Origin of the sequence: Paraburkholderia sp. RL17-373-BIF-A (assembly GCF_046030175.1) — a bacterium.
Classification (GTDB): Bacteria; Pseudomonadota; Gammaproteobacteria; order Burkholderiales; family Burkholderiaceae; genus Paraburkholderia.
On record NZ_JARESO010000002.1, the window covers coordinates 144,641 to 157,847 of the forward strand.

Here is a 13,207-nt window from a genome sequence, read left to right on the forward strand (position 1 = left end):
GCGCTGCATGCGTCACGTTGGCGCAAGCAGCGGGCGCCGACCTCAAGCCAACTCGCTCTCCACTGGCTCCTCGACGATCTGCTTGAGAATCGCCTCCATCAACCCCGGAAACCGGGCGTCCAGTTCCGCGCGCCGTAGCGAATTCTGATGCACGGTGCCGGCCACGCGCGTGCGCACGAGGCCTGCCTCACGCAGGATCCGGAAGTGATGGGACACGCTCGACTTCGGGCGGCCGCCGTCGAGTTCGCCGCAGGTGGCCTCGTCGACCGACGCTAGGCGCCGGACAATCTCCAGGCGGACCGGGTCGCTCAGGGCATGAAAGAGCCGCCCGAGCGCGAAATCCTCGGCGGCGGGGTGGTTATAAGTGCGCATCCTGCAAATGATAAAGGTTTCTGCGATACTTCGTTATTCGATGTTTATCGAACTACCGTACAAGCAAGTCCAGAGGAGTTTAGCCTGATGTCCGCATTGTTCCAGCCCTACAAGCTCAAAGACGTTTCCCTGCGCAACCGGATCGCCATTCCGCCGATGTGCCAGTACACCGCCGAAGACGGCGTGATCAACGACTGGCATCGTGTCCATCTGGCCGGTCTGGCGCGCGGCGGCGCGGGGCTGGTGATCGTCGAGGCGACGGCCGTGTCGCCTGAAGGCCGTATTACGCCGGGCTGTGCGGGCATCTGGACGGACGAGCAGGCGCAGGCTTTCGCGCCGGTCGTGGCGTCGATCAAGGCCGCTGGCTCGGTGCCGGGCATCCAGATCGGCCACGCGGGCCGCAAAGCCAGCGCGAACCGTCCGTGGGAAGGCGACGACCACATCGCCGACGACGACAGCCGCGGCTGGCAAACCATCGCGCCGTCGGCGATCGCGTTCGGCGGCAATCTGCCGAAGGTGCCGAAAGCCATGACGCTCGCCGACATAGCGCGCGTTCGCGAAGATTTCGTCGCCGCCGCCAGGCGTGCGCGGGACGCGGGCTTCGAATGGCTCGAACTGCATTTCGCGCATGGCTATCTCGGCCAGAGCTTCTTCTCGACCCACTCCAACCAGCGCGACGACGCTTACGGCGGCAGCCTCGAGAACCGCAGCCGCTTCATGCTCGAAACGCTGGCGGCGGTGCGCAAGGTGTGGCCGGAGCATCTGCCGTTGACGGCGCGTTTCGGCGTGATCGAGTACGACGGACGTGACGAGGAGACCTTGGTCGAATCGATCGAACTGGCGAAGAACTTTAAGCGCGAAGGGCTGGATATGCTGAGCGTCAGCGTCGGCTTCTCCACGCCGACGGCGGCGATTCCGTGGGCGCCGGCGTTTCTCGCGCCGATCGCCGAGCGCGTGCGGCGCGAGGCCGGCATCCCGGTTTCGTCGGCCTGGGGCATCGATACGCCGGAACTGGCGGATCGTTCGGTGAAGGACGGGCAACTGGATCTGGTGATGGTCGGTCGCGCGCATCTGGCCGATCCGCACTGGCCGTACCATGCGGCGAAGAAGCTCGGCATCGAGCGTCCGTCGTGGACGTTGCCGGCGCCTTACGCGCATTGGCTGGAACGCTATAAGGTCGCCTAAGCTTCCGCCCCGAGTTTCCTGTATCGATTGATCGTGCCGCTTGTCGCGCCAATTCATGCGCCGGGGCAGGCGGCACATCTCATTCTGTCTCCACGCGAGCGGCCGGCGCCGCGCCTTGCCACGCGCTAGACCGACTGCAGCGCCCGGAGCATCTCATGTCCGAGCGCTCTGCGCGCTCGTGCTCGCCTATTTCCGGGGGCAATCGCAATCGGAGATCGCGCATACGCTCGACGCGCCGGTCGGCACGGTCAAGAGCTGGATCAGCCGTGGACTGGAGTCGTTACGCGCCATGGCCGATGCGCGACATGTGTCACATGCGCCACAGCACGGTGGGCTCTACTGATCCGTTGGCCGTGCTGCGTAATCACGGATGAATTGCCCGCGTGCCGCGCGACCAACCTCATGTGTACTAGCGGAAAAGGAATCGACGCGCTTGCGGAACGGCCCTTGCTGCAAGGTCATTTCATTGACCTGACACGGAGGCTTGACGCATGACCCCTTATATCGTCGCTCACATGATGTCCTCGCTCGACGGCCGCAGCCTGACGGACGGCTGGCACCTCGACTTCGCGTCGGACCTGTATGAAGACACGGCTGCCACTTTCGAAGCCGACGGCTGGATCTGCGGGCGCGTCACCATGCAGGAGATTTCGCACGGCACGGATTATCCGAAAGGGCTCGCCAAGGGCGCGGTGCCTCGCACCGATCATTTCGTCGAACGCAAAGCGGACCAATACGCGATTTCGATCGATCCGCAGGGCCGCGTGGCGTGGAAGACCAACACCGCGCTCAAGTCGCATGTGATCGAAGTGCTGACCGAACAGGTTGCCGACGACTACCTCGCGTATCTGCAGTCGATCGGCGTGTCATACGTGTTCGGCGGCAAGACCGAGATCGATCTCGGCAAGGTCGTGCAGACATTGGCACGTGAGCTCGGCGTGAAGAAGCTGATCGTGGAGGGTGGTTCGCATGTGAGCGGAGCGTTCGTGAACGCCGGTCTTGTCGACGAAGTGAGCGTGCTGATTTTGCCGCTGGTGGATGGGCGCAGCGAACATCCTTCCTCGTTCGAAGTGGCGATGGAGAAGTGGCAAGCGCCCGCGTATCTGAAGCTCACATCCGTTGAAAAGAAGGACCACGATTCGGTGTGGCTGCGCTATACGAAGGCCTGAAACGTGAACGGCAGAGTGGGACCGAAATCCGACTCTGCCGAGCGCTGTTCACGATCACTCCGGTTCGACAAACCGGCCGTGCATTATCAGCCTTTGGTGTGCTCCGTCGACAGCCAGCCGCCGCTTACGCCGATCTCGCCAATCTGCTTGGCCACCGCGTCGGCGAGGCGCTTCGCGTCCGCTGACACGCCGGCACGTTTGGTTTCGGATGCGGCGTGCAAGCCGCCGCCCACCGCCGCCGAAGTCGCGATGCTGCCGGCCGCCGCGCCCACGCCCGCGGTCTCGACCATGCCAGGCGCCTTGCCGCTGTCGGCGTTGGCGGTGAAGGTTTGCACCAGACGCGGTGTGCCGCCCGCGGGCTTATACAGAATCTGCACCGAGCTGCTGACCTGACTCTTGCCCGCACCGAGGCCGATCAACATGCGGCGACGGCGATTGCCCGAGTCGATCGTATCGAAGCTGCCTTGCACGAGCAGCACATTCTGATCGGCCGGTGCGGGGACGTCCGAGCGGATCGCACGCAGACCCATCGACTGCAATTGATGCACGATTTCGTTGGCGACCTGCTCGCGGACTTCGGCGGACTCGGCGGCTTGCTTTTGCGCAGCGGACGAACCTTCGAGTTGCGTCTTCACTTTCTGCATCATGCCGCCGTCCAGTTTGACCTGATCCGAATTGGCGTCGAAGGTGTAGACATAGATGTTGTCCGGGCGCACCTGGACCGGCGTGCTCGCCGTGCTTGCATCCTTGATGCTGCTGCCGGCGCAACCGGTCAGCAGCGCGCTGCAGCAAACCATCGTCACGCAGGCCAAACGGGCGGCATTTTTTCTGAGGAAATTCACTGAAGTCAACATGTTGATCCTGTCGTCGGCACGCGGTGCCGGAATGTTCGAACGGTTCTCTCGATGATCGGGCAACCGTGGGATCGTTGATCATCGGCGAAACGTCTCGCTCTTGAAGCACCCTTGATCTCATGCGTTCTGTTTCGTACGCACCGGCAGCGAAACGAAGTATGGTCGCGTCACTTCCCGAACTCCATTCAACAATTATTTCGTCCTATGTCACGGCGCGGACAGACACGCCGAAGGCGTCGCGCGGGGCTTTCGCGTGTCGCGAAAGTCAGAGGACGTAGCGGGAAAAGAGAGGCTGTGCGGATGTGGATCGACCGCGCCGGCAAGCGGCGTGAAGTTGTACAACTACGCGTGCAACCGTGCGTGCGGCGCCATGCGTATCGGCCATCAGTTCAAGGCGAGCTTGATGATGCAGCCAAGGACAAAAACCAGTAGGACGGCGGCGACGGCCAAGTTCAGCGGGTAGCGCATTCTTCACCAGGGCACCAGTGTTGCAGTGCTCATATCCTAATCACCTGACGGAAGATGAGAAGGGGTCAGTGAAGCGGCAATGTGGGAAAGCTAACGCAGCATGCTGAATGGTTAGACGGCCTACAGGCGGGAGCGCTTCCAAGCGGGCGCTTCGACCGCTTGAGTTGCCGTGCGGCTGTTTATCGAAAGAAAAATGCTCGCGTGCGCAGCGCACTAGCTTGCGTGTCGCACGGTCACTCAGCTAGCGAGCCACGCGGGGATGAAGCACGGCATGGACTGATCACGTGGTTCATGTGCGGCGTCACGGCGAAGCTGACGTCGTGACGCCACGGCAAGAATTTACTGCGCCAGAGCCGGCGGCGGCATCCCGCCCGGCGCGCCATGCGGCGCCTTGTTCGCGGCGGCGAGGTCTTCCGACAGACTGGTGCGCAGCGTCGCGATCGCCTGATCGGGATTGGCGGGCTTCAACTGCTCGCGAGCCAGCGAGTCATACACGTAGTGGCGCAGCATCGGATCTTGCGTCTTGTTCAGCACGTCGTGATACACGGCGATGATTTCGCCTTGATGTCCGCTCATCGCATACAGGCGGCGCAACTGTTCCAGATCGTTGATCACCGCGAAGCCGGGACCCATCGGACCCATCGGACCCATCCGGCCATGCGGCGGCCCGTCGCCGCGCTGCGGCTCGCCATGCGCCTGAGGGGCCGCGGGCGGCGGCGCTTCCTGGGCAAACGCGGCCGTCGCGGCCAGAGTCAGAACGGCGCTGAGCGCCGTGCTCAAGATTGCTTTTTTCATGAACTCGCTCCCATCGAGACAGGGCCGGCGCTACAGCGCGCCGGCACATGAGCAACGATAGTCGACATGCCGGTTCGTAGGGTTACTGAAGCCGCCTTGTAACTTACCGGGCCTTCCATGCCGCGCGGGCAATGGCCGTCTAGTCCCGTCGACAGGTAGCGCGCGAGCCAGGGTGTGCCCGCTGGCGCATTGTTTCCGGATGGCGCATGATTGAGCGATGTGCCGTCCGACCCCAGAACCCGCTCGTTCCAGCGGACGCTCGGCGCACGCGACGCCGTCAGTGCATGCGTCACGGAAACACCACGCGGCGATGCACCGCCGGCGAGTATTCAACCGTTAAGGAGGATTTCGCATGGACCGACCTGACGCCGCCAATCCGTTTGGCGATTTCACCAAAATGCTGGAGCAGTTCAAGCTCCCCGGCTTCGACGTACCCGCCATCATGGAAGCGCGACGCAAGGACATGGAAGCACTGGTTCAGGCGAATCAGACGGCCTTCCAGGGGATGCAGTCGCTTGCGCAGAAACAGGCCGACATGTTGCGCTCGACCCTGAGCGAATTGCAGTCGCTGACGGGCCAGTTGTCGGCCGGTGGTGCCGCGCCTTCGGGCAAAGCTGCCGAGTTGATCCAGCAGAGTCTGCACAAGTCGCTTGCCGATATGCAGCAACTGGCTCAAGCAGCGTATCAAACGCAAGCCGAGTCGTATGCGGTGATCGCAAAACGCGTAGAAGAAAACGTGCAGGAGCTCAAGTCGCTTTTGCAGCAGCAAAAAAAGTAACGGACGCTGATGCGTCGAATCGCTGACGCGTTACGTTTGAATGACCGATGCCGCGGATGACTTTCGAGTCCTCCGTGGCATTTTTTTGTTCCGCGAATCACGCTCATGGAATCGATTTTCTCTTCACACGAAAAGCCTTTTGGGGCGTCGTATTGTCAGAGGAAAACAGGCATTTTGCTCAACTTTTTCAGCACCCACTTACATTGGCTGCGCAATGCTGCGCGCGTTATTTTTTTCTGCATGGACCTTGGACAGTTTGCTTCGCTGTTGGCTTTTAGCGAGCCGTGAAGCAGAAATGCTGGGTCAAAGCGCCGCCCCTTGGTGATCTGGTCCCGAAATATCAAATACGCTAGAACGATGCCGCGCGACGGAAAGGTTTAAATCCTTTTGCAAACGATTGCAGCGTCTCGCCGCGATGGTTAAAGTTTCACGCCGCCACTCCGTAGACGCATTCACGCTGCTCAACCCGTGTGAATACAACACGGCAGCACCGGCGAAGCGTGCGCCCCTTGTTTCCCGTCCGTGATCGGCTCGGCGCCTGGTCACGAGCGTTTCACCTCGAAGGAAGTCACTTGAAACCGATGCTCTATTCCAGCATTGCCCGCGCGATGCTCGGAGCAAGCTGTGCGCTGTCGTTCGCCGCGCACGCGACGCTCGGCCAGAACGTCAGCACCGTCGACGGCGATCAGTCCCGCTTGCGCGCGGTGGCTCACACGTCCACTACGCAAAGCGCGTATTCGGTACACCTGATGACGCTGCCGTCCGGCACGCTGGTGCGCGAGTACGTCGCGCGCAACGGCATCGTGTTCGGCGTCGCGTGGGAAGGGCCGACGCTGCCGGACTTGAAATCCATACTGGGGTCTTCATTCGACGTGTACGTCGCCGCCACCGCGAAGCGCCGCGGCACGCCGCTCGCGGTTTCCAGCAGCGACCTGGTCGTGTACTCCGGTGGGCATCTGCGCGCTTTCTCCGGCTATGCCTATTTGCCACAAGCGGTGCCCGCGGGCGTTGATGTCGGCGTTATTCAATAATGGAGCGGATCATGCGACATAGGTCTTCGTTCAAGACTTTGCTGTGCGCGGCGCTGCTCGCGTTGCTCGTCAGTGCGTGCGGCGGCGGGGGCGGCAGCTCCAGCGGCTCGGGCAGCGCGGCCGGCACCAATGGTTCGACCGGCACTTCGTCCGGTCCCTCCGTGGCCAGCACCTCGCCGTCGTCGCAGACGCTGGCCGCGAACGCGGTGAGCGTGACGGTCGATTCCGGCGTGAGCGATGTGCCGAACATGCCGTTCGTCAGCCTCACGATCTGCACGCCGGGCACGACGCAATGTCAAACCATTGACCACGTGCTGGTCGATACCGGGTCGTGGGGCCTGCGCCTATTCGCATCCCAGTTGCCCGCTTCGATGACGCTGCCGCAACAGAAAGACGCGTCGGGCCATCTGGTTGCCGAATGCATGCAGTTCTTCGACGGCTACACGTGGGGCCCGGTCAAGCTCGCCGATCTGCAGATTGCCGATGAAAAAGCCGCCTCGCTGCCGATCCAGGTCATCGACCCGAACTACGCAACGCTACCCGCCGATTGCGCGAACTTCGGCGCATCGCGCAATACGCCGGACACGTTGCAGGCCAACGGCATTCTCGGCATCGGCGTGTTCAAGCACGATTGCGGCGCGAACTGCGTGCAGCAGGCACTGGCAGGCACGTACTATGGCTGCAGCGGCACGACATGCACGTCGATTCCCCTCGTCGAAGAACTGCAGGTGGCTAATCCGATTCCGTACTTCGCCGCCGACAACAACGGTTCGATGCTGAGCCTGCCGACGGTATCGGGCGCCGCGCAGTCGGTCACCGGGCAACTGGTGTTCGGCATCGGCACGCAGACCAACAATTCGCTGGGCGGCGCGCTGGTGATCGGCGTGAATCCGTCGAATGGCACCTTCACGACCGTGCAGAATGGCACCACGTATTCGCGCAGTATCCTGGACAGCGGCTCGACGGGCCTGTTCTTCCAGACCAGCGCGTTGCCGGTCTGCGCGAGCCCGAACAGTGCGTACTACTGCCCGGTGTCGACCGAGCAACTGAGCGCGCTGATCCAGGGCGTGAACGGCGCCACGAGCACGGTGAATTTCAGCGTCGGCAATGCCGCGACGATTGCGCAGATGTATAGCGGTAATTCGGCGTTGCCGCTGCTGGCGGGACCGGCTTTCGTCACGTCCGCGATCTTCGATTGGGGGCTGCCGTTTTTTTATGGCCGCAATGTGTACGCCGCAGTCGAGCAGCAGCCGACGCCCGGCGGCACGGGGCCTTACGTCGCGTATTGAATCGGTTGAAGCCATAGACGTCCACATTCGATTCCGGCAGCGTCGCGTAAATCGACTTTCTGACGTACGCGAGATCGATGCTTTCGCTCCAGCATGTCATGAAATGGAATTTGACCGGCACGCGCGCGGTATGAGCGATCGCCTTGCACGTCTCGATGGTTTCGAGCGCACCCGGCTAGCGCCGCCTCGTAGCCCGCTTCGCCGGGGCTGCCTGAGCGGCGACAGGCGCGGGCTGCAACGGCGGCTCGGACGCCACGGGCTGCTGCGGCACAGGTGTCACGTCCACCGATTGCAGCGGCGCGGGTGAAGCCTCGATCGGCGCCGCCGGCTGCGCGCCGGCTTGCGCGGCACCCTGACCCGGCGGCGTCGCCGCTTCTCTCGGCTGCGACTTGTCGCCAGCCCCTTCGATCACGCGATGCACGAAGCGCAGCTTCTCCACCACCGGCGCCGCCAGCGTGAACGGATACCCGTCCGGCATGCCGAGACTGCGATTCAGGCTGTTCAGCGCATAGGTGAGCGGAAACCAGCGTTTCATCAGATTCTCGAAGCTCGCGTCTTCCACCGGCGTGCGGTCGGTCAGCGTCGGCTCGCTCGGGTCGTCGGGCAGGAGCGCCACACCGTACGAGGTCGACGTATCCAGCACGTCGACGATCAGCATGTAATGCGCCCACGTCTCGGCCCAATCTTCCCAGGGATGCATCGTGGCATATGCGCTGATATACGACGCCTGCCACTCGGCCGGCGCGCCGTCGCGATAGTAAGCCTTCAGCGCCTCGCCATAATCGACGCTCTCGTCGCCGAACAGTTTGCGGAACGGCTCGAGCCAGCGCGGGTTGTTCTCCACCAGTTGGCTGAAGTAGTAGTGCCCGGTCTCGTGGCGGAAATGGCCGAGCAAGGTGCGGTAGGGCTCGCCCATCGCGGTACGGACTTTCTCGCGATACGCGTCGTCGGCCTCGGCGATGTTCAGCGTGATGAGCCCGTTATCATGGCCAGTCATGACGCGCGAACCGTCGCCGCCGTCCTCGAGGAATTCGAAGGCGAGGCCGTGCTCGGGATCGGCCTGGCGCGACTTCACGTCGAGGCCGAGTTCGGCCAGCGTGTACAGCAGACGGCGTTTGGCCATCTCCAGCCGGTACCAGTAGAGCCGGTTGTCCGGCGCGCTCAGATTCGGGATCGTGAGGGTCAACTGGCAGGCGCGGCACAGCACGTCCGGCGAGTCGGCGGGAATCATCCAGTTGCAGACGTTTTCGACGGCATAGTTATGGCATTGACGGAACAGCGCGCCTTCGGCGCCCGGATGCAGGCTGCGCCAGCGGCCTTCGCCGGCATCTTCGAACGCGCTGATTTCCGCCAGTTCAGGCACATAGCCGAGCAATGACTCGCAACGTTCGCAACGAACGTTTTCGTAGAACACGAGGTGCGAGCAGTGATTGCAGTGGAAGGTTTTCATCGGTCGAGTTTGGGAGGTAGGAGGGCAGTCATAAGCGAACACCTGCCGCAATCTTCATGCCGCATTTGCCAGACGTCACTGGTTTAACGCACATTACGTGCATGATCGTGCATGAGCGCTGCGCCGCTTTGGTGCGCGGCCTTGAAAACGGCGGTGGAAGGGCGCTTGGTTCGATCGACCGGACGGTCGGCGAGGCGCGGCATACTTCACGAGAGGCGGTGATCCGGGCAGTACAGGCAGTTCACGCAGTTTTTCGCACTTGTTCAACAAGCGTTCAGTAAACGGCATGAAGCTTGCTTTTTGGCGGGCTGCCATCCTTCGTCCAGGAGTCCGGTGTGTCCATACGCGTCGCGTTGCATCATGTCACACATTACCGTTACGACAGGCTGGTTTCACTGTCGCCCCAGGTCGTGCGTCTCAGGCCTGCGCCGCATTGCCGGACCCCGATTCTTTCGTATTCGATGCGGGTCGAGCCGGCCGAGCACTTCATCAACTGGCAGCAGGACGCGTTCGCCAACTATCAGGCCCGCCTCGTCTTCCCCGAGAAGACGCGCGAATTCAAGGTGACCGTCGATCTGGTCGCCGAGATGGCCGTCTACAACCCGTTCGACTTCTTTCTCGAGCCCTCGGCCGAGCAGTTTCCCTTCGACTATTCGCCCGGCCTCGCGCTGGAACTCGCGCCGTACCGCGTCAAGCGGCCGATGACGCCGCGCTTCGCCGAGTTCGTCGCGAGTATCGACCGCACGCCGGCCGGCACCGCCGACTTCCTCGTCGCTCTGAATCAGCGGCTGCAACGCGAGATCCGCTACCTGATCCGCATGGAGCCGGGCGTGCAGACGCCCGAGGAAACGCTCGTGAGCGCCGCCGGCTCGTGCCGCGATTCAGGCTGGCTGCTGGTGGAGATCTTGCGGCAATTGGGACTGGCGGCGCGCTTCGTGTCCGGCTACCTGCTGCAACTCGCGCCCGACGTCAAATCCATCGACGGCCCGAGCGGCACCGAAGTCGACTTCACCGACCTGCACGCGTGGTGCGAGGTCTACCTGCCGGGCGCCGGCTGGATCGGCCTCGATCCGACCTCCGGGCTGCTGGCGGGCGAAGGGCATATCCCCGTCGCCTGCACGCCCGAGCCGGGCAGCGCGGCGCCGATCTCCGGCGCCGTCGACGAGTCCGAGGTCGAGTTCGACCACACCATGTCGATCGAACGGGTCTTGGAGACGCCGCGCGTCACCAAGCCGTTCAGCGAAGCGGTATGGGCCGACGTCCTGAAAATGGGCGCGCAGGTCGACGGGCAGCTCGCCGACATGGACGTGCGTCTGACAATGGGCGGCGAGCCGACCTTCGTCTCGGTGCGCGATCGCGACGCCGCCGAATGGAACACCGACGCGCTCGGCCCGACCAAACGCGGCTACGCGGTCGCGCTGATGGACAAGCTGCGCTCGCGTTACGGCGCGAACGGCTTCCTGCATATCGGCCAGGGCAAGTGGTATCCGGGCGAGCAATTGCCGCGTTGGGCGATGTCGCTGTACTGGCGCGCCGACGGCGAGCCTTGCTGGCACGACCCGGCGCTGTTCGCGGACGAACGCGAGCCCGGCACCTACACCGCCGCGGACGCGCAACGCTTCCTCGCGCATCTCGCGACCAAGCTTTCACTCGACACGGACTGCATCCAGCCCGGTTTCGAGGACGTCTGGTACTACCTGTGGCGCGAGCGCCGTCTGCCGGTCAACGTCGATCCCTTCGACGCACGGCTGGACGACGAACTGGAGCGCGTGCGCCTGCGCCGCGTGTTCGACGCGGGGCTGGGCGGCGCGACTGGCTTTGTGCTGCCGCTCGCGCGCGAACGCGAGGTGCCCGGCGAGGCGCCGCAATGGGTCAGCGGCCGCTGGTTTTTCCGCGACGAGCGCATGTTCCTGATTCCGGGCGATTCGCCGATGGGTTATCGCTTGCCGCTCGATTCGCTGCCGTGGGTGTCGAAGACCGACTATCCGTACCAGCACGCGCACGATCCGTTTGCGCCGCCCGTGCCGTTGCGTTCAGCCGCGCAGTTACGCATGCAATACGACGGCGAGCAGCGCACCATGAGTCCCGCCGACGCGCGGCGAGCGGCGGCACTGTCGTCCTCGGCGGCGGAGTTGCTGAGCGGCATGCCAGGCGGCGGCGTGCTGGCCTATGCGCGTCAGCCCGGCGACCAGGCGGCGCCGGCGCGCGGCCAGTCGTCGAAGGAAACGATCCGCACGGCGATTTGCGTCGAAGCGCGCGACCCGAAACGCGCGGCCGGTCCGAAGGCCGAAACGGACGCGTTCGGCAGCGGCCGCACGCTGCTGCATGTGTTCATGCCGCCGCTCACCGAACTCGACGACTATCTCGATCTGCTCGCCGCCGTCGAAGCGACGGCCGCCGAGTTGCGCATGCAGGTGGTGCTCGAAGGCTATCCGCCGCCACGCGACGCGCGTCTGAAAGTGCTGCAGGTCACGCCGGACCCCGGCGTGATCGAGGTGAACATTCATCCCGCGGCGAACTGGGATCAACTGGTCGATCACACGGAGTATCTGTATCAGTCGGCGGCTGAGAGCTATCTGAGCAGCGAAAAGTTCATGACCGACGGCCGGCACACCGGCACCGGCGGCGGCAATCACTTCGTGCTCGGCGGCGCGACGCCCGCCGACAGTCCGTTCCTGCGCCGTCCCGATCTGCTGGCGAGCCTGATCGCGTACTGGCACAACCACCCGTCGCTGTCGTATCTGTTTTCCGGGCTGTTCATCGGGCCGACCAGCCAGGCGCCGCGCATCGACGAAGCGCGCAACGATCAGGTCTATGAGCTCGAAGTGGCGTTCCGCGAATTGCAACGGCAGATCGACATGCTCGGCGGCCGGGACAGCGCGAGCCTGCCGGCGTGGATGATCGACCGCTCGCTGCGCAATATCCTGATCGACGTGACGGGCAACACGCACCGCGCCGAGTTCTGCATCGACAAACTCTATTCGCCCGATGGTCCGACCGGCCGTCTCGGCCTGCTCGAATTGCGCGGCTTCGAAATGCCGCCGCACGCGCGCATGAGTCTCGTGCAGCAACTGCTGCTGCGTGCGCTGGTTGCGCGTTTCTGGCACACGCCGTACACACAGCGGCTCACGCGCTGGGGCACCGAACTGCACGACCGCTTCCTGCTCGGCACCTTCGTGAAGATGGATTTCGACGATGTGCTCGGCGAACTGAACCGCGCGGGCTTCGCCTTCGACGGCAGCTGGTTCGCGCCGCACTTCGAATTCCGCTTCCCGCTGGTCGGCGAGACGACGGTCAATGGCGTCTCGCTGACCATCCGCAACGCGCTCGAACCGTGGCACGTGATGGGCGAGGAGGGATCGCCGGGCGGCACGGTGCGGTATGTGGATTCGTCGGTGGAGCGGCTCGAAGTGCGCGCGCTCGGTCTGAACGACAACCGCCATGTCCTGACCGTCAACGGCGTGCCGGTACCCTTGCAGCCGACCGGCCGCGTCAGCGAATATGTGGCCGGCGTGCGCTTTCGCGCGTGGGCGCAGCCATCGGCGTTGCATCCGACCATCGGCGTGGATGCGCCGCTGACTTTCGATCTGGTCGACACATGGGCTGGCCGCTCGGTGGGCGGATGCCAGTATCATGTCGCTCATCCGGGCGGGCGCAATTACCAGACCTTCCCGGTCAACGCCTATGAGGCGGAAAGCCGGCGGCGCGCGCGCTTCTTCGCGTCTGGACATACGCCGGGGCCGCTCACGGTCGATGCGCCGCATCGCAGTCTGGAGTTTCCGTTCACACTGGATCTGCGCTACTGGTGAAACCAGC

General features: G+C 63.7%; 11 protein-coding genes. 7 read left to right on the top strand and 4 right to left on the bottom strand.

Features of this window, described 5'->3' with window-relative positions; all coding sequences use genetic code 11:
• Positions 1 to 42: 42 nt before the first annotated feature.
• On the bottom strand, positions 43 to 372 hold the full coding sequence (locus P0D80_RS02655; RefSeq protein WP_132377930.1) for an ArsR/SmtB family transcription factor: 330 nt from the start codon (positions 370 to 372) through the stop codon (positions 43 to 45).
• 87 nt (positions 373 to 459) lie between these two features.
• On the opposite strand from P0D80_RS02655, the gene P0D80_RS02660 reads away from it, so the two are divergent.
• The 3 genes from P0D80_RS02660 (at position 460) to P0D80_RS02670 (ending at position 2,726) form a co-directional block, all read left to right on the top strand.
• On the top strand, positions 460 to 1,557 hold the full coding sequence (locus P0D80_RS02660) for an NADH:flavin oxidoreductase/NADH oxidase (RefSeq protein WP_408175082.1): 1,098 nt from the start codon (positions 460 to 462) through the stop codon (positions 1,555 to 1,557).
• Between the two features lie 178 nt (positions 1,558 to 1,735).
• Positions 1,736 to 1,900: a sigma factor-like helix-turn-helix DNA-binding protein gene (locus tag P0D80_RS02665; protein ID WP_408280930.1), complete on the top strand. Its 165-nt coding sequence runs from the start codon at positions 1,736 to 1,738 to the stop codon at positions 1,898 to 1,900.
• 148 nt (positions 1,901 to 2,048) lie between these two features.
• Positions 2,049 to 2,726, top strand: a complete 678-nt coding sequence (locus P0D80_RS02670; RefSeq protein ID WP_408175079.1) for a dihydrofolate reductase family protein — start codon at positions 2,049 to 2,051, stop codon at positions 2,724 to 2,726.
• Between the two features lie 86 nt (positions 2,727 to 2,812).
• Here the strand turns inward: P0D80_RS02670 and P0D80_RS02675 are convergent, their stop codons facing one another.
• Both P0D80_RS02675 and P0D80_RS02680 read right to left on the bottom strand, forming a co-directional pair.
• A complete protein-coding gene (locus P0D80_RS02675; protein WP_408280934.1) occupies positions 2,813 to 3,580 on the bottom strand; it encodes a DUF4410 domain-containing protein in 768 nt (255 codons plus the stop codon).
• 807 nt (positions 3,581 to 4,387) lie between these two features.
• Positions 4,388 to 4,843, bottom strand: coding sequence for a hypothetical protein (locus P0D80_RS02680; RefSeq protein ID WP_408280936.1), 456 nt, complete (start codon positions 4,841 to 4,843; stop codon positions 4,388 to 4,390).
• A gap of 352 nt (positions 4,844 to 5,195) precedes the next feature.
• Here P0D80_RS02680 and P0D80_RS02685 point away from each other — a divergent pair, with 352 nt between their 5' ends.
• From P0D80_RS02685 to P0D80_RS02695, 3 genes are all read left to right on the top strand, one after another.
• On the top strand, positions 5,196 to 5,621 hold the full coding sequence (locus P0D80_RS02685; RefSeq protein WP_132377920.1) for a phasin family protein: 426 nt from the start codon (positions 5,196 to 5,198) through the stop codon (positions 5,619 to 5,621).
• A 581-nt stretch (positions 5,622 to 6,202) separates the two neighbouring features.
• On the top strand, positions 6,203 to 6,652 hold the full coding sequence (locus P0D80_RS02690) for a DUF2844 domain-containing protein (RefSeq protein WP_408175372.1): 450 nt from the start codon (positions 6,203 to 6,205) through the stop codon (positions 6,650 to 6,652).
• Between the two features lie 11 nt (positions 6,653 to 6,663).
• Positions 6,664 to 7,941 carry a DUF3443 domain-containing protein gene (locus tag P0D80_RS02695; RefSeq protein ID WP_408280938.1) on the top strand — a complete coding sequence of 426 codons (1,278 nt, stop codon included), beginning with the start codon at positions 6,664 to 6,666 and terminating at the stop codon, positions 7,939 to 7,941.
• 175 nt (positions 7,942 to 8,116) lie between these two features.
• Here the strand turns inward: P0D80_RS02695 and P0D80_RS02700 are convergent, their stop codons facing one another.
• Positions 8,117 to 9,391 (bottom strand): zinc-binding metallopeptidase family protein, encoded by a 1,275-nt coding sequence (locus tag P0D80_RS02700; protein WP_408280941.1) that lies wholly within the window; start codon positions 9,389 to 9,391, stop codon positions 8,117 to 8,119.
• A 335-nt stretch (positions 9,392 to 9,726) separates the two neighbouring features.
• On the opposite strand from P0D80_RS02700, the gene P0D80_RS02705 reads away from it, so the two are divergent.
• Entirely contained in the window at positions 9,727 to 13,200 is a 3,474-nt protein-coding gene (locus P0D80_RS02705; RefSeq protein WP_408280943.1) for a transglutaminase family protein, read from the top strand.
• The last annotated feature ends 7 nt before the right edge of the window (positions 13,201 to 13,207 follow it).

Excerpts from the sequence above, each read along its gene's own strand:
- P0D80_RS02655 (WP_132377930.1), bottom strand. The coding sequence starts at position 372 with ATGCGCACTTATAACCACCCCGCCGCCGAGGATTTCGCGCTCGGGCGG.
- P0D80_RS02660 (WP_408175082.1), top strand. The coding sequence starts at position 460 with ATGTCCGCATTGTTCCAGCCCTACAAGCTCAAAGACGTTTCCCTGCGC.
- P0D80_RS02670 (WP_408175079.1), top strand. The coding sequence starts at position 2,049 with ATGACCCCTTATATCGTCGCTCACATGATGTCCTCGCTCGACGGCCGC.
- P0D80_RS02675 (WP_408280934.1), bottom strand. The coding sequence starts at position 3,580 with ATGTTGACTTCAGTGAATTTCCTCAGAAAAAATGCCGCCCGTTTGGCC.
- P0D80_RS02680 (WP_408280936.1), bottom strand. The coding sequence starts at position 4,843 with ATGAAAAAAGCAATCTTGAGCACGGCGCTCAGCGCCGTTCTGACTCTG.
- P0D80_RS02685 (WP_132377920.1), top strand. The coding sequence starts at position 5,196 with ATGGACCGACCTGACGCCGCCAATCCGTTTGGCGATTTCACCAAAATG.
- P0D80_RS02690 (WP_408175372.1), top strand. The coding sequence starts at position 6,203 with ATGCTCTATTCCAGCATTGCCCGCGCGATGCTCGGAGCAAGCTGTGCG.
- P0D80_RS02695 (WP_408280938.1), top strand. The coding sequence starts at position 6,664 with ATGCGACATAGGTCTTCGTTCAAGACTTTGCTGTGCGCGGCGCTGCTC.
- P0D80_RS02700 (WP_408280941.1), bottom strand. The coding sequence starts at position 9,391 with ATGAAAACCTTCCACTGCAATCACTGCTCGCACCTCGTGTTCTACGAA.